We start from the raw sequence: 18938 nt of genomic DNA, 5'->3' as shown, positions 1-18938 counted from the left end.
TTCAACGTACAATATTAGCTAAATGAAGATTGCAATTTACGGCAGAGAGTTCAATAACAGCGTTTTGCCTTTCGTGCAAGAAGTTTTTAATGCCCTTGAATATTATGGGATTGAAACGATTGTCCACAAGGAGTACAATGAGTTTATTGAAGATAAAGTAAAGCTCCCTGCCCATGTTGAAACCTTTTCCAATCACCTGGAACTACGCGATCATGCAGAAATCCTGATAAGTTTGGGTGGGGATGGGACGTTGCTGGATACGCTTGCTTTAATCAGAGATTCTGGGATTCCGGTTATAGGAATTAACTTTGGAAGGCTTGGTTTTTTGGCGAGTATCAATAAAAATGAAATCAGAAATGCGATTGAGGCTTTAGTCAATAAGCAATATTCGCTTGATAAACGGACTTTACTTAACGTAGAGTCTAAGCATAATCTTTTTGGTGATGAGAATTTCGCACTGAATGATATCACTATCCACAGACGTGATAATACAGCAATGATGATTATCCATGCGTATATGAATGATGAGTTTATCAATTCATACTGGGCAGATGGGTTAATTATTGCCACGCCTACGGGTTCTACGGCTTATTCATTGAGCTGCGGCGGTCCGATCATATTTCCAAGTGCACAGAATTTTGTCATTACACCGATCGCTCCACATAACCTGAATGTAAGACCAGTCATTATTCCTGATGATGTCAGCTTGCGGTTTGAAGTAGAGGCGCGGAGTACTAAATTCCTGGTATCCTGCGATTCAAGGACTGCTACGGTAGACAGGTCTGTGAAAATAACAGTGAATAAGGCTGCTTTTCATGTGAACCTTATTCGTTTGAATAATGAAAGTTATCTGACTACCTTAAGGAACAAATTGCTTTGGGGAATTGATACCCGTAATTATTAACATGAAGAGCTTAAAAAAGATCATATTTTCTATAGGACTGAGCTGTGTTTTCTCTGGTACTGTGGTGGCGCAGACAATGGAATTAGGTGTGAATGCCGGTGCTGCAGGGTATATCGGGGATATTAATCCTAATCATCTTTTTAAGCCCAGCGGTATTGCTTTTGGTGCTTATGTAAAGCGTAATTTTAATCCTTACTGGGCGGTTGGTATCCATTATAATTATGGAAAAATCAAAGGAGATGATGCAAATTCTGACGACTTAAGTCTTAAAACCCGGAATCTTAACTTTTCTACTTCGCTGAATGAACTGAGTTTACAGGTCGATTTTAACTTTCTGGATTACTTTTCTGGTGGTGGAATAAAGAATTTTACGCCTTATATATTCGCAGGAGCCGGCGGGGTATTGTTTAATCCCAAGGCGACTTATAATGGAGAAACCTTCGAGTTAAGATACTATCAGACTGAAGGCAAAAAGTATAAAAACTATGCTATAAGTATTCCTTATGGAATAGGGATGAAGTATAGGATAGGGGAGCGGCTTGGGCTGTTTACGCAGTTAGGTTACCGGACTGCAAAAACAGATTATCTGGATGATGTGGGGGAGAGATATCCGGCATCACCTGTGATAAGTGGTTCAAGTAGTAAAAATCCTGGGGGCGTTAATCTTTCAGATCCTTCTGTGCCTCGTTATCCAAATGATCCTAACCGTCCAAATTTCACCCCAGGTGGGCAGCGTGGTAATTTTGTTAAGAATGACACTTACTTTTATGTACATATAGGGCTTTCTTATACGTTTACTTCTGATAAGTGTTATAGTTTTTAGACTCTTTTATTCACCTCCCATATCTTAAAATCAACTTATCCTGCTAAGTTTATGGTAGAAATAAACAAAATATCTTATAACTTTGAAGCTTTCTAACCTGCCATTCTTCAGTATGTTAGACATTTTAGCCATATTTGCACAAATAAATGGGATTTAAAGAACAAATCGATACTAGTCGCTTACCGGAACACATCGCTATTATTATGGATGGGAATGGAAGATGGGCTAAAAATCAAGGTAAATTCAGATCTTTCGGTCATGAAAGCGGGGTAATATCTGTAAAAGATATTGTAGAAGGGTGTGCGGATATTGGCGTAAAATACCTGACAATCTATGCTTTTTCTACGGAAAACTGGAACAGACCTATTGATGAAGTCAATGCTTTGATGGAATTGCTGATTGCTACAATCAACAATGAAACAGATACATTGAATAAAAATAACATCAGGCTGAATGCCATTGGTGACATTGCCTCTTTACCTCAGCAATGTATTGATGATTTAAAAAGCGCGATGGAGAAAACTGCGGGAAATACCACTTGTACTTTGACTCTTGCTTTGAGTTATAGTGCTAAATGGGAGATTCTGGAGGCTGCAAAAAAGCTTGCTTTGCTAGTGCAGGATGGTAAAATTAAAGTGGATGAGATTGATGAGGCACAGTTTTCTTCTCAATTAACTACTGTAAATATGCCAGATCCGGAGTTGATGATCCGTACCAGTGGAGAGCATCGGGTAAGTAATTTTCTGCTTTGGCAGATGGCTTACAGCGAGCTGTATTTTACGGAGACTTTGTGGCCGGACTTCAGAAGAGAAGACCTTTTTGAAGCTATTGTGGACTACCAAAAGCGCGAACGTCGCTTCGGTAAAATTAGTGAACAGTTGAACTAATTTTACTTTTAACACTTTTTAACATGTGTTTAAATTAACTTAGCAACGTTTTTTAGAATGTAAATGAAAAGAATATACCAACTCATATTATTGCTATTGATCGGCTCACCGGCAATGGCACAAATTACCCGTCCAAAGTCCAATCCTAATACCCCCAGCTTGAAAGTCAGCGGTACGGACATGGATTATTTTCAGCCTAAAGAATATACAATAGGGGGAACGACATTAAGTGGCGCCAAGTTTATTGATAAGGAAGTTATTATTACACTTTCCAAATTAATTAAAGGTGAAAAAATATTACTTCCGGGGGAGGCAACTTCCAATGCAATTAAAACACTTTGGGCACAGGGATTGTTTGATGATATTGAACTTGATATCACGAAAATGGTCCTGGATACTGTTTATTTTGATATTAAAGTAGTCGAAAGACCACGTTTAAGTTCGTTTGAGCTGAACGGACTGAGTAAATCTCAAAAAACAGATATTACCGAGAAATTGAATTCTAAATCAGGCAAGACAATTATCAACGAGAATACTTACAACAGTACAACGGGGATCATCAATAAATACCTGGCAGAAAAAGGTTATTTCTTTACAAAGGTAGACTATAAAACCAAGCCTGATCCAAACATGGAGAATGGGGTGGTGTTACAGGTTTTTGTAGACAAAGGAAACAAGGTAAAAGTTCACGAGATCAATTTTACGGGTAACAAAGAATTCAAGGCTTCTACTTTACGCAAGTATTTGAAGAAGACTAAACAACAGGCTTTCTATAAAGTATTCGGTTCTGGTAAATTCAGTAAGGAGAAATATAAGGAAGATAAGGAAAAGCTGATTGCTAAAATGCAGGAAAAAGGTTACCGTGATGCGGTGATCATCAAGGATACGACTTACCTGTATAATAAAAAATCTGTTGGTGTTAAGATCGATCTATACGAAGGCCCGAAATATTATGTTGGAAATATTACCTGGTCAGGAAATGCAAAATATGCAACGAAAGATCTGAACAAAGTATTAGGTATTGAGAAAGGTGAGGTTTTCAGTGAAGAAAAGTTAAATACCAAGCTTCATGGTAATGGTGCAGAAAGTGATGATGTATCTAGTATTTACCTGAACGATGGTTACCTGACTTTTAATGTGGAGCCTGTTCAGACAAAAATATACAATGATACTGTAGACTTAGAAGTAAGGATTTATGAAGGTCCTCAGTATACTAATAACAGAATTACTGTAAAAGGAAATACGATTACAAATGACAGGGTAGTGTTGCGTGAGGTACGTACAAGACCAGGTGATAAGTTCTCTAAAGATTTATTGGTTCGTACGGTACGTGACCTTGGTCAGCTGGGTAACTTTGATGAGTCTAAAACTGTACCAACTCCAAAACCAAATCCTTCGGATGGTACGGTTGATATTGAATATGCTGTAGAAGAGAAACCTTCTGATCAAGTAGAATTATCTGGTGGTTTCGGTGGTGGCCGTATCATTGGAACAATTGGTTTAACTTTTAATAACTTCTCTTTAAGAAATATATTAAATCCAAAAGCTTACAAGCCTCTTCCAAAAGGTGATGGTCAGAAGTTGAGTCTTCGTGGTCAGACGAATGGTAAATACTATCAGTCTTACAGTTTCTCTTTCTCTGAGCCATGGTTAGGTGGAAAGAAACCAGTGAGTTTCGGTTTAAGTGCATTTACGTCACTTTCTTCGAATGGTGTTGATGTTGGGCAGTCTGCACAACGTATCCGCTTAAACGGTATTACTGTAAGTTTAGGAAGAAGATTAAAATGGCCAGATAACTATTTCCAGATTTCACATGCCATCAATATGCAACAATATGTATTGAATAACTATCCTGGATATTTGTTTAATACAGGAACGTCTTATAACTTCAACTTAACACAGGAGATTAGCAGAGATTCAAGAAATTCACCAATCTTCCCTACTGAAGGTTCTTATTTCAAATTTACAATCCAGGCAACCCCTCCTTATTCGTTGTTAAATCATACCAACTATGCAACTGCATCTGATAAGCAACGTTATAAATTTACTGAATACCATAAATGGAAATTTGAGGGGCAGTGGTTCCAGAGAGTAATGGGTAAACTGGTACTTAAAGGTCAGGCTCAGTTCGGTTTCTTAGGTTCTTATAACAATGCAGTTGGTCAGTCTCCGTTCGAGAGATTTAAACTGGGTGGTGATGGTATGCAGGGATTTGATTTCCTTCAGGGATCTGAGATTATTACCATGCGTGGTTATGCGAATAGTGCAGTAACTCCTGCAACTGCAACAACCAGCGGACAGATTCAAACTGCAACAAATTCAGGAAGTCCGATTTATACTAAATATGTTATGGAATTAAGATATCCTGTTATTGCAAGTCAGCAAGCAACTGCGTATCTTGTGGGCTTTGCTGAGGGTGGTAATACCTGGAATCGTTTTTCAGAGTTCAATCCGTTTAACGTGAGAAGATCTGCAGGTATTGGTGCTAGAATATTTTTACCGATATTTGGTATGTTAGGTATTGATTACGGATTTCCGTTTGATAATATTCCTGGTCAGGCTAATGGTGGTAAACAGAACTTTACATTTAGTATTGCTCAGCAATTGGGTGGTTTTAATTAATAGAGAAATGAGAAAAATTATTTTAATCGGGGTTTTAGTTTTCGCAGGTTTTGGTGCTTTTGCACAAAAGTTCGCTTATGTTGATACAGAGTATATCCTTAAGAATTTACCTGAATATAAGTCTTCGCAGAACCAGCTGAATGTATTATCTCAGCAGTGGCAAAAAGAAGTTGATGCTAACTTTACGGCGATTGACAAAATGTACAAGGCTTATCAGGCAGATCAGGTGTTATTGACTGATGATATGCGTAAGCGCAGAGAGAATGATATTATCGAAAAGGAAAAAGCAGCTAAGGAGTTTCAGCGCCAGAAATTTGGGCCTGAGGGAGAGCTTTTCCAAACCAGGGCAAAGTTGCTTAAACCTATTCAGGATAAAGTAACTGGTGTGATTGCTGATTTAGCTAAAACAAAGTTCCTTGATTTTATCTTTGATAAGAGCAGTGAAGCGACAATGATGATTTATGCAAGCAGCAATTATGACCTGAGTAATGACGTTATTATCAGATTGGGTTATAAACCAAATACCGTAAAATAGAGACACACCCAAATAAATTTTAAAAACAATTATTAAGAACAATAGAAATGAGAAAGTTAATTAACGTATTTTTTGTGGCAGCTGGCCTTATGTTTACTGCTAATGTTGCTAGTGCTCAACAAAAAATTGCACATCTGGATTCTGAAGCTATTTTTGCTGTTATGCCTGAAGCAAAAACTGCATCAGCAACTTTAGAGACTCTTCAAAAACAAAAACAAGCTGAGATTGAAAAAATGAGAAGTGAGTACACTGTGAAGTATGAAGCTGCAGTTGCTAAAAACAAAACTTTGAGCGAAGCTAACAAAGAAACAGTTGGTAAAGAATTACAAGCTATGGGTGTTGAATTACAAGATATGGAAAAACGTATCGGTGAAGCAAGCCAAAAAGCTCAACAAGATATTGCGACTAAACAAGGTGAGTTATTAGCGCCTTTAAATGCTAAATTCCAAACTGCAGTTAAAGCTGTAGCCAGAGAAAAAGGTTTAGCTTATGTATTTGATAGTTCTGCACAGAATGGTGCAAACAACTTATTAGCGTGGGAAGGTGGTGACGATGTTACTGCTTTAGTTAAAGCTAAATTAGGTATCTCTGCATCTGCAGTTGCTGCTCCTAAAAAATAGTATTTAAAAAATATTTAAATTGCGGCACCGGGTATTTCCCCGGTGCCGTTTTTTTTGTCATGATAAATAAGAAATCTATTGGTGTTTTTGATTCGGGTTATGGTGGTCTGACTGTATTTGAGTCCATCGCGAAATCATTGCCTGATTATAATTATATCTATTTCGGTGATAATGCCAGGGCTCCTTATGGGGACCATTCTTTTGAGACGATTTATCAGTATACCTTAGAATGTGTGGAGTGGTTGTTTGCGCAGGGTTGCCCGCTGGTAATCTTAGCTTGTAATACGGCTTCGGCAAAGGCATTGCGTACAATTCAGCAGAAGGTGTTACCGGTAAAGTATCCGGGATACCGTGTGCTGGGTGTTATCCGTCCTACAGCAGAAGTAATTGGTACTTATACGGAGTCAAATACAATTGGGGTAATGGGAACCAGGGGAACGGTTAATTCTGATTCTTATCCGATAGAGATCCATCATCAGTTTCCTGCGTTAAATGTGGTTCAGCAGAGTTGTCCGATGTGGGTTCCGCTGATTGAGAATAATGAGCATGGGAGCGCGGGTGCTGATTATTTTGTGAAGAAGTATCTTGATGAGTTGTTGGCAAAGTCGGGGGATATTGATGCAATTTTACTGGCTTGTACGCATTATCCGTTATTAGTGCCTAAGATAGCTGGTTATTTACCGGAAGGTGTTAAGCTGGTTGCTCAGGGTGATATTGTAGCTGAGAGCTTGGTTGACTACTTAAAAAGGCATCCTGAGCTAGCAGGGGTATTGACGAAGGAGGGAGAGATGAGTTTTTACACGACGGGAGATAGCAAAGTATTTGATCAGAGTGCTTCGATATTCTTTTCACGAGAGGTGGTTTCGAGTCAGGTTAGCTTGTAGGGGAGAGATTTCCGGGAGATAAAAAGGTAGTCTTTAGACTCATAATTGTTATTGATTTCATGCAGAGTTTATCAATAGTTGTATCGATGGGAGTATCAATAATTACCCCATGCAACTAAACTCTTCATGAAATCAATTGATGGAATTAATATTTAATAGCCTTGTATGTATTTGTAAATTAGGATCGCTGCTGCAATAACTCCCCATATGATACCCCAGTATTGTAGTGGAATAAAATAAAGATCGTGGACAGATTTTCTATTTAATCTTAACCCGGTTATAAAAACCAAAGGAGCTGAGCATAAAAGACAGTAAAGGAAAAGTTCAAGTCCTGCATTTCCATTCTTCCCAAAGAAGAATATACCAATCAGAATAGTAGCAACTGGAATTAGAAGGGCTAGCGGGCCCCAGCCTTTGTAGATAATCATAATATTGAATAGTCTTAAAAGTGATTTTATTTTGTAATTTATTATTTTGTGTGATTGATCAGCCTGTCCATTAAGGATACGAAGCTCTTACCGCTAAAAATTCCGTTTGTAGCTGTACTGAAAACTGTGTTGTTTTCTTTATCACGCAAGCTGATTTTACTAATCCAATTATTTGCAGCAAAGTGATTCAACTCTGATATCCTGATTTTTGTAGAATCGATGGCAAGGTGATCCCTGGTGACAATAATCTCTTTTGACTGTACATTTAAAAAAGATTGAGTGCCTGTAGCAAACAGCTTTTTACCTAATGCTGTATCATAGTCGATATAATGAAAAGTAACGCTCTTATTCGCTTCCAATTCCTTTAAAGCCTTGGGGACATACAAAGCCTCATGCTGAGTAGTTATAAAATCAATAGCCTTAAACACTTTAGGGTAGCGGGCAGTTATAGTTTCCCAATTTCCATCTTTTCTATTCCGGAAAGCAATGTTATTCGTTAAAAAAGTACGTCCTGAGCTGAATAAGTAGAGATCTTCTAAATCCTCAAAAAGCTGGGTCTTACTTTGTCCGTTTCCTTCAATTACGATCCCTTTCTCATATAAATAAAAAGTCTTGCCTTTACTTTGTTTTAGTGCCAGTAATAATATACCCACGCCAAGCGCCATAATAAATGCAATTGCCCAATAAAGTACGCTGATATCCCCTGAAAAGCTCACCTTTCCTTCTTGCACTGCCACAATTGCTCCAAAATAAATGAAACCTGAGATTGCCGAGAATAAAATAAGTATAAAAATTGCGAAGTAAGTAAAGCCCTTTCCTGGACTATGTTTGCTATTTAAAGCACCTGGATCTTGTGTCTGATTCATATTAAATGATAAGCTATTTATTTCTAGTTAATTACAGTTTAATTGCTGTTTTGAAAATTTCAATAAACTACCATTTGACAAAATTGGTACCAGAAAAAAGACTTTAGTATGCATTAAAATTATTCAAGCTCAAAAAAAGACTAAAGAAGCCGGGGTCGAATAAATTTATATTTACACTTATCCCATTTTTTATCCTAAAAGACCCTGTTTTACGGACAATTGCCCCCAAATTTTCCAAAACATAAACTATTGTTAAACATTAATTATCTTAAATAATAATATTTAAGAGATCAAAAAGATGCTATTAATTACTGCGGCCTTTGGTGAAAATATTAAAGAATTAAGTATTGAAACTACCCTTTCAAATCAAGATTACTCCTTCTACCAAGCATGCTACAATGATACCAATATTCATTCCAGAGTGAACAGCCTGCACCCCAGATTAAAGGGGAAAATTCCAAAGATGATGTGTTGGCTACAAGCTCCTGGATTTGATTATTACATATGGGTAGATTCCACTTTTACCATACTGGATGGCTTTGTTGACAATATGATGGAATTTGTGGACGAAGACTACGATCTGTTTTTATTTGCCCATACGAAACGAAACTCCATTAAAGACGAACTTGATTATATAAACCTGAAGATGAGTCAGGGAGTTAAATATATAAATGACCGTTATGATGGTGAATTAATAAATGAACAAGTGCAACTTTATTTATCTGATGAAACCTTTATTGATAATTCCCTTTTTGCTGGTGGATGTTTTATGTATTCTAACCGATTAATTCAAAATAGGGACTATAATTTAATGACTGACTGGCTTCTCCATAACACATTATATTCCATTCAAGACCAATTGAGCATGCCATACCTGATCCACAAACATCAAATAAAATATAAAGTTTATCCCCATATTCTGATGAAAAATAACTTTTTAGTACACGATTTTGGAATGTTCTTCTAAGTTTTAAATTCGATGAATATTTTCAGGAATGGCAAATGAAAACAATGAAATAACGTTCATAAAGAGTTTATCAGTAATTATATCAACAGAAGTATCAATAATTACTGTATGAACTAAACTCTTTATGAAATTGACGGAATATATTTAGATACTATCAAATAATTTTTAAAATGATCGGATTGCTCTTACAAATGCAGCATTGGTCGCAGATTTTAAAGTAGAGGATTCAATTAATGATGATTTATTCATTTTGTATACATAAGCATATTGTCCTTGATTTCCACCACCAATTTTAAGCGTTACTGACATCTGGGAAGAGCTCCAATAAATAGCATTTTCATCCAGGCCAATTGAAGCTGCTTTACCTGTAGCGAACAGGCCATGCACTAAATCCAGTTCGTTTATTGAAGGTAAATACCAATCATCGTAGGTACCAATAACTAGATTATCGCATAGCGCAGCAGCAATACCCGGTGTTTTACATTTGTCTAAAATGGCTTTAGTATTAACCTGACCAGATCCATTCTCAGCTTCCCGGATGTAAATATCCGCACATCCCCAGGTTGCCTCTCCACGGGATTGATCAGCAGGCGCAACAATTAATCCATGTTTGCCCGTGTTATCAATATAAAAGATCATTCCACCCTGATAAATAGCTCCTATAGCAATTCCAACGGGTAAGGTTGCCACTGCAACATCATTTCCATACGAGGTGCCGTAATTAGTGATTGCATATGCTCTGATATGATAGGTAGTACCAGGGGAAAGATTATTTATTTTAAGATCAAAAATCCTGGCACCCGGGAGCGGATTTATTACTTTAGAATCTGCTGTTGTTGGACTTTCCTGTTTGGAGTAACAAACCCCTGATTCAATTATTTCCCCATCAGGACTATTGTACTTTCCACCAATTGTTATACTTGTGGAAAGTACATTACTCGGGACAGTAGTCGTTAAAACTGAGGTGCCGGAGGGCTCCGGAGTAGGATTAGGAGCAGGAGTTTTCTTACACGAAAGAAGAAGGGGGAAAAAGCATAGTAACCATATTGATTTCTGTGCGGAGCTGATGATATTAAATCTCATAATAATAATTATTCAGGATAAATAATTTTCGTCCATAACATGCAATTTACAAATAAAATAACGACACTAAATAATGTAGATGGTAATATCTCATCATAACTCAGATTAGAAGGCTATTTAGCTCATCTTATAGCATAATGAGGATTACCTTTTATATAGTTCGGGTTATAACTGATAATTCTTCTAATAGGGTATATCTGGTATAGGAATAGACGGTATACCTAATTTAGTAGTTAACGGGTGGCTGTAGGCCAGAATCATAGCGACTGATAAAGAAGTTGATTCAAGCCAATTGTAGTTAACGGCTGGCTTTGAACCAGCATCATATTTGTTAACCAAACCAGCACGTCAACTATGAAATGTCCGCACAATAAAGGAAAGGCCGTCTCTAAAACTACAATCCTTTCTTATAGCCCGTCATGTATATTTTTAGAGGTTTACCTGTGTGAAATCTGAAAAAAATAAAGTCATGCTAATGTGAAGAGCCTAAATTTTCTTTGCCCTCTTCGGGCCTAAGGAATTTCCAGCTCGAACATAGCGTGTCTTTATTTTTTTCAGATCCCTTACATCACCCCTAAAAACATACATTTCGCTGATGAAAGAATGTATTTTTAGCTAGGTTCTGACTTTTATTAAAGGTAAATTTGCGGCTCAAACCACAAACAAATGAGTGACCAGATAAAACACGAGTGCGGAATTGCTTTTATCCGTCTTTTAAAACCTCTCTCATTCTACCAGGAAAAGTATGGTACAGCCCTTTACGGACTCAACAAACTATACCTTTTGATGGAGAAACAACACAACAGAGGGCAGGACGGCGCAGGAATTGCAACAATCAAATTAGATGTAAAACCAGGTCACCGGTACATCAGCCGTTACAGGTCGATGGCACAGAATGCCGTTGCAGATATCTTCGGATATGTACAGGGTAAATTTGCAGACATTCAAAATGAGACACCAGAACTCATGCAGGATGCAGAATGGCTGAAACAAAATGTGAGTTTCATAGGAGAGGTATTGTTAGGACACCTTCGCTACGGAACACACGGTCAGAACAGTATAGAGAACTGTCACCCTTTCCTTCGTCAGAACAACTGGATGACACGTAACCTCGTTATTGCAGGTAACTTCAACATGACTAACGTTGATGAACTACTGGAGCAATTATACGAACTGGGACAACACCCGAAAGAACAAGCTGATACCGTTACTGTATTGGAAAAAATCGGTCACTTCCTAGACGATGAGAATCAGGAGCTTTTTGATACTTATAAAAAAGAAGGACTATCAAACGTAGAGATTACTGCTAAAATCTCACAAAACCTGAACATTGCGAATATCCTTACCCGTTCAGCTAAAAACTGGGATGGTGGATACGCTATATCAGGAATTGTAGGGAACGGAGACGCATTTATTCTGCGCGATCCATCAGGAATCCGTCCGGCATACTTTTACCAGGACGATGAAATTGTTGTAGCGGCCTCAGAGCGTCCGGCAATTCAAACTGCATTTAACGTAGGCATCAACAGCGTTCAGGAAATTAAACCAGGACACGCACTGATCGTTAAAAAAGACGGTACCGTAACCCAGGAAATCTTCAGAGAACCACAGGAAAAAAGAGCATGTTCATTCGAACGTATTTATTTCTCCCGCGGCAGTGATGCTGATATCTATAAAGAAAGAAAACAACTGGGAAGACTATTGATTGACCAGATCCTGACTGCAGTAAACTCAGATTTGAAAAATACAGTTTTCTCTTTTATTCCAAATACTGCTGAAATCTCATTCTACGGTTTAGTAGAAGGTGTACACAAACACATTAAGAAGATCCAGAAGGAAACACTTATTGAACGTAAAGAAAACCTGACAGACGCGGAACTTGATGAATTACTTTCTATGGCCCCACGCGTAGAAAAGCTGGCTATTAAAGACGTTAAACTGCGAACTTTTATTACCGCTGACGCTGACCGTAAAGAAATGGTAGCACACGTTTACGATACCACTTACGGTGTGATCAAAAATGATGTAGATACACTGGTTGCAGTAGATGACTCTATTGTTAGAGGAACAACACTGAAACAAAGTATTATCAAGATTATCGACAGGTTACACCCTAAGAAAATCATTATTGTTTCTTCAGCACCTCAAATCCGTTACCCTGACTGTTACGGAATTGATATGTCGAAATTAGGTCAGTTCGTAGCCTTTGAAGCAGCGATACAGTTGTTAAAAGAACGCGGATTAGAACATATTATTGAAGAAGTATATCAGAAATGTAAAGCTTCTTTATTGTTACCAAAAGAAGAAATTGTAAACCATGTGAAAGATATTTACAGACCTTTCAAACAGGAAGAAATCTCTGCACAGATTACAAAAATCATTACCCCTGCTGATACAGTTGCACAAGTAGAAGTAATTTACCAGACACTGGATAACTTACATATTGCTTGTCCTAATCATACAGGTGACTGGTATTTCTCAGGTAACTATCCAACCCCAGGTGGAAACAAAGTCGTTAACAAAGCTTTTGTGAACTGGAAAGAAGGAAGTAACCAGAGAGCTTACTAAGCAAGGTTAAATTATAAAAAAACCGGTACTAAAGACAGTACCGGTTTTTTTATGCGATCTGTTTAATAAAATCTACATTAGAATAGAATCCTGATATCAACTATAGTATTTGATTGCTACCTCAATAAACAGCCTGATCGCGAAAATAATGATGACTGCACCCGCAATCCGGTTCAGGATCTTGATGTTTTTCTCTTTAATCCGGTATCTCAGTTTTGCAGCATAATAAGTTTTAATGAAGTCTACGAAGAGCTGGGTACACATAGCCACGATGAAGAAAACGACCTTCTCAGCCATTTCATAATGCAGCTGGCCAGATACAATACCGCCGACCATGATCCAGAACATTAAAGTAGTAGGGGATAAAAGGCACATCAGGAATCCTTTGATGATGTAGCCGCGTTTGCGCACCTTCACAATTTCAGAAGTTTCGTAATTGACCGTCACCTTATTGATCAGGTAATACAGACCTACTCCCAAAAGGAAAAGACCTCCGATGATGCCTATGTATTGATTATAAGCGGCATTATAATCCACAAACTGCGAACTGAAGATCGTTAGACTAATAAATATAATGTCACTTAGAATCACTCCGATGGCCAAAGAAAAACCAGCTTTAAAGCCTTTTTCGATGCTGGTTTTGATCATGGAAAAGAAGACCGGGCCCGTTAAAAACGAAAACAAAATACCCGCACCAATCCCCTGTAATATTGCTTCAATCATTCAACTCACATATATTTGGCGCTAATATCTGATTTTAAAGTATAATACCACCTATTTTTTTTGCTTCATTTATTGTATACACTATACACAATATTTTATTTATGTTTATGGCTTGTATTGTCGACACTAAGTATTGATAATATCCTGACTATAATTATTTGGAACAATCCTAAGCACAAGATAGTTTCAAACAACCAAAAAAACTTGCATAATCAATGGAAAACCAAAAACAACAAAACTATGGAACGGCGTTGTATTCGATCATCACCGTGTTCTTTTTCTGGGGCTTCGTGGCCGCATCGAATGGTATTTTTATACCTTTCTGTAAGTCGCATTTTAACCTCACACAATTTGAATCTCAACTGATTGACTTTACGTTCTATGGCGGATATTTTATTGGTTCACTGATTTTATACTTTGCTTCTCAAGCAAGTAAAGTTGATATCCTTAACAAAATAGGTTACAAGAAAGGGATTATCCTTGGTTTGATTGTTTCTGCAGGTGGCGCCCTGTTAATGGTTCCTGCTGTACATTCAGGATCATTCTTCTTCATTTTAATTGCCTTTTTTGTTATTGCAATAGGTTTCTCTCTGCAGCAAACTGCAGCACAACCATTTGTGGTGGCCCTGGGTGCACCAGAAAGCGGTACACACCGGTTGAACCTTGCTGGTGGAGTAAATAACTTTGGCGGTTTAATGGGGCCTGTTATTGTAAGTTTGGTACTGTTTGGTTCTGCAAGTGACGCTGTAGCTAAAACAGTAGAGATTTCTTCAATTACTACTTTATATTATGCCCTTTCAGGGTTATTTTTATTGGTTGCTGGTTTTTATGCCATGACTAAATTACCAGAAGTAACCAGTAAAGAAACGATGGAAGCCAGTCCAAAATCAAATGGACCGCTTTTAGTAATTATCCTTGGATTTCTGATGGTACTTGCCGCTAAACCATTAGCTAGTTTAACAAACCTGCCTGAAGCAAACTTCGTTTACTCTTCACTGGCTATTATTATCGGAGCATTAATCTTTGTACTGCTTAAAAAGAAAGAGAATGGAAATCAATGGGGTGCAATGCAATATCCTCAGCTGATTATGGGAATGATCGCAATCTTTACTTATGTAGGGGTTGAGGTGACAATTCAAAGTAATTTAGGTGCTTTACTTCACCTGAAAGAGTTTGGTGGTTTCCCTGAGTCTGCGATCAAACCTTATATCGCTTTATATTGGGGAAGTATGATGATTGGCCGCTGGACAGGTGCTGTAAGTGCTTTTGATTTATCAAAGGTTACCAAGAACATCTTAACTGTTATCGTACCTTTTGTTGCCTTTGGCGTGATTCTTTTAGTGAATCACTTTACAGGTACAGATGTAGGTAACTTATATATCTATGGCTTGTGTGTAGCGGTATTGATTGTCGGATTTTTCCTTGGTCAGGAGAAACCAGCTAAAACACTGGCTATTTTTGCCACTTTAGGCGTAATTTGTATGCTGGTTGGTTTAATGACTACTGGCGAGGTGGCAACACTTGCGTTTATCAGTGGTGGTTTGTGCTGTTCAATTATGTGGCCATCAATCTTTGCTTTATCAATTACAGGATTAGGTAAATATACAAGCCAGGGTTCATCATTCCTGATTATGATGATTTTAGGTGGTGCTATTTTACCACCGGTGCAGGGACAATTAGCGGATACGCATGGTATCCACGATTCTTATATTATCCCGTTGTTTGGGTTTGTTTACCTGATATTCTTTGCATGGAAAGTGAGTTCGGTATTGAAGAGACAAGGAATTGATGTGGAACATATCGAAGCAGAAGGAGGCCACTAATTTTATGACAGTTAAACCTGGTTTTAATGATATTTATATGAATCTGGCGGTAGATCTTGCCGCCAGATCTCATTGTGTAAGGGCACAGGTAGGTGCTGTATTGACAAAAGATACCCGCATCATTTCTATCGGGTATAATGGCCCGCCATCGGGTACGCATAATTGTGATGAGGAATGGCCTGATACAGGCTGCGAAAAAGATTCCAGAGGGAGTTGTTTACTCGCCTTACATGCAGAAGAAAATGCAATTTTATATGCTTCCAGAAACGGGTCAAGGATTGAAGGGGCAACCTTATATACGACGCTTTCTCCTTGTATCGCTTGTGCACGATTAATCCTTTCGTCAGGGATAAAAGTTGTTTATTTTAAAGATTCTTATGCAGCTTATAAAGGGCTGTCTAGTGATGAGGGTGTGGATTTCTTAAAAAGATTCGGTGTTGAAGTGAATAAATACTAACTTTGGCCATGCTAGAAAAAATCATCATTATCGATTTTGGATCTCAATTCACACAATTGATAGCCCGCAGGGTGCGTGAGCTAAATGTTTATTGCGAAATACATCCATTTAATAATATTCCGGAAACCTTATCAGATGTTAAAGGTATTATCTTTTCAGGTAGCCCGTATTCTGTGCGTCAGGAAGATGCACCTCAAATAGATTTAACACGTTTTCATCAGAAATTTCCGGTGCTGGCGGTTTGTTATGGTGCACAATATCTTGCACAGCATTCAGGCGGTCAGGTTCAGCCTTCTTCCACACGTGAATATGGAAGAGCGAATCTGAACTTTGTTCAATCAGCTAGTAAATTATTAAAAAACATAGACTTGAATTCTCAGGTTTGGATGTCACATGGTGATACCATTACTGTCGTTCCTGAAAATTTTGAGATCATAGCAAGTACTGATAGTGTAAATGTTGCCGGTTTCCATGTGAAAAACTCGGATACTTATGCGATTCAGTTCCACCCTGAAGTAACACACAGCACGGATGGAAAACAATTATTGGAAAACTTCCTGGTAGATATTTGTGGTTGCAGCCAGAACTGGACTGCAGATGCTTTTGTTGAAACTACGATTGCTGCTTTGCAAGAGAAATTAGGTGACGATAAAGTAGTTTTAGGCCTTTCTGGTGGTGTGGATTCAAGTGTTGCAGCAATTCTTCTGCATAAAGCTATCGGAACTAACCTGCACTGTATTTTTGTAGACAACGGCTTATTACGTAAAGATGAATATGCTGCGGTTCTGGAACAATACAAACATTTAGGTTTAAATATTAAAGGTATTGATGCAAAGGACCGTTTTTTAAGTCAGCTTGCTGGTATTAAAGATCCTGAGCTGAAACGTAAAGCTATAGGCCGTGTATTCATCGAAGTATTTGATGATGCAGCGCATGAGGTGCAGGATGTAAAATGGCTTGCACAAGGAACAATTTATCCTGATGTAATTGAGTCAATTTCTGTAAAAGGTCCTTCAGCAACTATTAAATCTCACCATAACGTTGGTGGTTTACCTGATTTCATGAAACTTAAAGTCGTGGAACCTTTGAATACTTTATTTAAAGATGAAGTAAGAAGAGTGGGTAAGTCATTAGGTTTGGAAGCGTTTATTTTAGGCCGTCACCCTTTCCCGGGCCCAGGTTTAGCGATTCGTATTCTGGGTGATGTGACCGAAGAAAAAGTAGCTATCCTTCAGGAAGCTGACGCTATCTATATTAATAATCTTAAAGAGGCAGGTTTATACGACCAGGTTTGGCAGGCAGGAGCAATATTCCTTCCGGTTCAATCGGTAGGTGTAATGGGCGATGAGCGGACTTACGAAAACGTAATCTGTCTTCGTGCTGTGGAATCTGTGGATGGGATGACTGCCGATTGGTGTCATTTACCTTACCCGGTTCTTGCGAAAATTTCTAATGAAATCATCAATAAAGTAAAAGGTATTAATAGGGTCGTATATGATATTAGTTCAAAACCACCTGCAACGATTGAGTGGGAATAGATTCTGGTGTCTGCTATTTATTTGTTGCTGTCTGGCGGCCTGTTCGCCAAAGACCAGAACAAATAAGTCACCTAAAAAAGAAATCGGAAATAAAGAAGGCAAAAAGGAGGTAGCCTCAGAGAAGAAATTCACTGAGGCCAATATCTCTTTACTGATCCCGCTTAACCTGAACATCGCCAGAATTAAATCTGGTAATAAAGCTGAACTGGAAAAGTCTGCGATGGCTATTGATTTTTATCAGGGCTTTAAAATGGGGATCGACTCTGCTGCGGCAGCCGGGATGAACTTTAAAGTTAAGGTGCTGGATACGCGTGATAATAATGCGCACATTACTTCTTTACTGAAGTCTGGCCAGATGGCAGGGACGAACTTAATAATCGGCCCTGTATTTCCTGATGGGGTTAAGTTTATGACCAATTATTCTATCGCGAATAATATCCCTGTAGTTTCGCCTTTAGCTGCTACACATCCCAATGAGTTCAATAATCCAAACCTGATCTCTATTGTGAATAATATTGAGCTGCATGCAGGTAAAGTCGGAGATTATATCAGAAGAGAGTATGATCCGGGAAAAACAATCGTAGTGCTGATCAATCCAAAGAAATCCGGAGATGAAGTACTGGGCGATCCATTGCGTGATTATTTCCAAAAGGGCAGAGGTTCACGTTATGTTTTTCAGGAGTATGCTTCTGTATTTACCATGGAAACGAAAATGGTTCCTGGTAAGCAATATGCGGTGCTGATTTCTTCGGCAGACAGGGCTTTTGTAGTAGGCAGTATAGATAAGCTGGCGAAAATGAAGACTGCGGGCAGCAATGTTGAGTTATTTGGCCATCCAAACTGGAGCAAGCAAAATTATAATACTGAAAAACTGCAATTACTGCATACCAGAATTACGACGTCTTATTTTGTGGATTATAAAAACCGGGATGTCATTAATTTTGTCAGAAAATACCGTCAGCTTAACAAGTTTGAGCCGGCTGAGTATTCTTTTAAAGGATTTGATATCGGGTTCTTTTTCGGGAAGCTGTTCGCTGAGCATGGTGCCAGTTATCTGAAGCATCTTACCCAGGAGCACTATGATGGATTAGAAAACTCTTTCCGCTTTATCAAAGACGATAAACTGGGTTATATCAATACGGGTTTGTTCTTGCTGGAATACAAAAACTTTGCGTTAAATCCAATTGAATAAGGTTTAATCTACCGCTGA

The 18938-nt window shown here is 38.2% G+C and carries 17 protein-coding genes; 13 read left to right on the top strand and 4 right to left on the bottom strand.

Annotated features, from left to right (window positions below; all coding sequences use genetic code 11):
- Positions 1-22 precede the first annotated feature (22 nt).
- The 7 genes from AY601_RS16630 to murI all read left to right on the top strand — a co-directional run bounded on the left by AY601_RS16630 (position 23) and on the right by murI (position 7275).
- Positions 23-904: an NAD kinase gene (locus AY601_RS16630; RefSeq protein ID WP_068403085.1), complete on the top strand. Its 882-nt coding sequence runs from the start codon at positions 23-25 to the stop codon at positions 902-904.
- Between the two features lies 1 nt (position 905).
- Positions 906-1727, top strand: coding sequence for a DUF6089 family protein (locus AY601_RS16625; RefSeq protein ID WP_084359321.1), 822 nt, complete (start codon positions 906-908; stop codon positions 1725-1727).
- Positions 1728-1873: 146 nt separating this feature from the next.
- Positions 1874-2614 (top strand): isoprenyl transferase, encoded by a 741-nt coding sequence (locus AY601_RS16620; protein ID WP_068403083.1) that lies wholly within the window; start codon positions 1874-1876, stop codon positions 2612-2614.
- 63 nt (positions 2615-2677) lie between these two features.
- Entirely contained in the window at positions 2678-5236 is a 2559-nt protein-coding gene (bamA, locus tag AY601_RS16615) for an outer membrane protein assembly factor BamA (RefSeq protein ID WP_068403081.1), read from the top strand.
- A 7-nt stretch (positions 5237-5243) separates the two neighbouring features.
- Positions 5244-5771: an OmpH family outer membrane protein gene (locus tag AY601_RS16610; protein ID WP_068407637.1), complete on the top strand. Its 528-nt coding sequence runs from the start codon at positions 5244-5246 to the stop codon at positions 5769-5771.
- A gap of 47 nt (positions 5772-5818) precedes the next feature.
- On the top strand, positions 5819-6391 hold the full coding sequence (locus AY601_RS16605) for an OmpH family outer membrane protein (RefSeq protein WP_068403079.1): 573 nt from the start codon (positions 5819-5821) through the stop codon (positions 6389-6391).
- 59 nt (positions 6392-6450) lie between these two features.
- Positions 6451-7275 (top strand): glutamate racemase, encoded by an 825-nt coding sequence (gene murI / locus AY601_RS16600; RefSeq protein ID WP_068403077.1) that lies wholly within the window; start codon positions 6451-6453, stop codon positions 7273-7275.
- Between the two features lie 152 nt (positions 7276-7427).
- On the opposite strand, the gene AY601_RS16595 is transcribed toward murI, so the two are convergent.
- Together AY601_RS16595 and AY601_RS16590 are read right to left on the bottom strand one after the other, a co-directional pair.
- Positions 7428-7703 carry a hypothetical protein gene (locus AY601_RS16595; RefSeq protein ID WP_068403075.1) on the bottom strand — a complete coding sequence of 92 codons (276 nt, stop codon included), beginning with the start codon at positions 7701-7703 and terminating at the stop codon, positions 7428-7430.
- A gap of 41 nt (positions 7704-7744) precedes the next feature.
- A complete protein-coding gene (locus AY601_RS16590; RefSeq protein WP_068403073.1) occupies positions 7745-8569 on the bottom strand; it encodes a hypothetical protein in 825 nt (274 codons plus the stop codon).
- Between the two features lie 298 nt (positions 8570-8867).
- Here AY601_RS16590 and AY601_RS16585 point away from each other — a divergent pair, with 298 nt between their 5' ends.
- Positions 8868-9536: a glycosyltransferase domain-containing protein gene (locus tag AY601_RS16585; RefSeq protein WP_068403071.1), complete on the top strand. Its 669-nt coding sequence runs from the start codon at positions 8868-8870 to the stop codon at positions 9534-9536.
- Between the two features lie 165 nt (positions 9537-9701).
- On the opposite strand, the gene AY601_RS16580 is transcribed toward AY601_RS16585, so the two are convergent.
- On the bottom strand, positions 9702-10619 hold the full coding sequence (locus AY601_RS16580) for a hypothetical protein (protein ID WP_068403069.1): 918 nt from the start codon (positions 10617-10619) through the stop codon (positions 9702-9704).
- A gap of 666 nt (positions 10620-11285) precedes the next feature.
- Between AY601_RS16580 and AY601_RS16575 the strand changes: the two genes are divergently transcribed.
- Positions 11286-13187 (top strand): class II glutamine amidotransferase, encoded by a 1902-nt coding sequence (locus AY601_RS16575; protein ID WP_068403067.1) that lies wholly within the window; start codon positions 11286-11288, stop codon positions 13185-13187.
- 96 nt (positions 13188-13283) lie between these two features.
- Here the strand turns inward: AY601_RS16575 and AY601_RS16570 are convergent, their stop codons facing one another.
- Positions 13284-13910: a LysE family translocator gene (locus tag AY601_RS16570; RefSeq protein ID WP_068403065.1), complete on the bottom strand. Its 627-nt coding sequence runs from the start codon at positions 13908-13910 to the stop codon at positions 13284-13286.
- A gap of 215 nt (positions 13911-14125) precedes the next feature.
- Here AY601_RS16570 and AY601_RS16565 point away from each other — a divergent pair, with 215 nt between their 5' ends.
- From AY601_RS16565 to AY601_RS16550, 4 genes are read left to right on the top strand one after another with little or no spacing between them, the layout of a single operon-like run.
- Positions 14126-15733 (top strand): MFS transporter, encoded by a 1608-nt coding sequence (locus AY601_RS16565; RefSeq protein WP_068403063.1) that lies wholly within the window; start codon positions 14126-14128, stop codon positions 15731-15733.
- A gap of 4 nt (positions 15734-15737) precedes the next feature.
- On the top strand, positions 15738-16190 hold the full coding sequence (locus tag AY601_RS16560) for a deoxycytidylate deaminase (protein ID WP_068407634.1): 453 nt from the start codon (positions 15738-15740) through the stop codon (positions 16188-16190).
- A gap of 8 nt (positions 16191-16198) precedes the next feature.
- Entirely contained in the window at positions 16199-17728 is a 1530-nt protein-coding gene (gene guaA, locus AY601_RS16555) for a glutamine-hydrolyzing GMP synthase (RefSeq protein ID WP_068403061.1), read from the top strand.
- A complete protein-coding gene (locus AY601_RS16550) occupies positions 17685-18920 on the top strand; it encodes an ABC transporter substrate-binding protein (RefSeq protein WP_068403059.1) in 1236 nt (411 codons plus the stop codon). The genes guaA and AY601_RS16550 overlap by 44 nt, the downstream gene beginning before the upstream one ends.
- The last annotated feature ends 18 nt before the right edge of the window (positions 18921-18938 follow it).

The organism is Pedobacter cryoconitis, assembly GCF_001590605.1.
GTDB classification, from domain to species: Bacteria; Bacteroidota; Bacteroidia; order Sphingobacteriales; family Sphingobacteriaceae; genus Pedobacter; species Pedobacter cryoconitis_A.
Note: the sequence above shows the minus strand (reverse complement) of the source record. Positions and strands in the feature narration are given on the sequence as shown.

Coding starts and splice junctions, on each gene's coding strand:
- AY601_RS16565 (WP_068403063.1), top strand. CDS start 14,126: ATGGAAAACCAAAAACAACAAAACTATGGAACGGCGTTGTATTCGATC.
- AY601_RS16595 (WP_068403075.1), bottom strand. CDS start 7,703: ATGATTATCTACAAAGGCTGGGGCCCGCTAGCCCTTCTAATTCCAGTT.
- AY601_RS16585 (WP_068403071.1), top strand. CDS start 8,868: ATGCTATTAATTACTGCGGCCTTTGGTGAAAATATTAAAGAATTAAGT.
- bamA (WP_068403081.1), top strand. CDS start 2,678: ATGAAAAGAATATACCAACTCATATTATTGCTATTGATCGGCTCACCG.
- AY601_RS16580 (WP_068403069.1), bottom strand. CDS start 10,619: ATGAGATTTAATATCATCAGCTCCGCACAGAAATCAATATGGTTACTA.
- murI (WP_068403077.1), top strand. CDS start 6,451: ATGATAAATAAGAAATCTATTGGTGTTTTTGATTCGGGTTATGGTGGT.
- AY601_RS16560 (WP_068407634.1), top strand. CDS start 15,738: ATGACAGTTAAACCTGGTTTTAATGATATTTATATGAATCTGGCGGTA.
- AY601_RS16550 (WP_068403059.1), top strand. CDS start 17,685: ATGATATTAGTTCAAAACCACCTGCAACGATTGAGTGGGAATAGATTC.
- AY601_RS16570 (WP_068403065.1), bottom strand. CDS start 13,910: ATGATTGAAGCAATATTACAGGGGATTGGTGCGGGTATTTTGTTTTCG.
- guaA (WP_068403061.1), top strand. CDS start 16,199: ATGCTAGAAAAAATCATCATTATCGATTTTGGATCTCAATTCACACAA.
- AY601_RS16630 (WP_068403085.1), top strand. CDS start 23: ATGAAGATTGCAATTTACGGCAGAGAGTTCAATAACAGCGTTTTGCCT.
- AY601_RS16625 (WP_084359321.1), top strand. CDS start 906: ATGAAGAGCTTAAAAAAGATCATATTTTCTATAGGACTGAGCTGTGTT.
- AY601_RS16575 (WP_068403067.1), top strand. CDS start 11,286: ATGAGTGACCAGATAAAACACGAGTGCGGAATTGCTTTTATCCGTCTT.
- AY601_RS16605 (WP_068403079.1), top strand. CDS start 5,819: ATGAGAAAGTTAATTAACGTATTTTTTGTGGCAGCTGGCCTTATGTTT.
- AY601_RS16590 (WP_068403073.1), bottom strand. CDS start 8,569: ATGAATCAGACACAAGATCCAGGTGCTTTAAATAGCAAACATAGTCCA.
- AY601_RS16620 (WP_068403083.1), top strand. CDS start 1,874: ATGGGATTTAAAGAACAAATCGATACTAGTCGCTTACCGGAACACATC.
- AY601_RS16610 (WP_068407637.1), top strand. CDS start 5,244: ATGAGAAAAATTATTTTAATCGGGGTTTTAGTTTTCGCAGGTTTTGGT.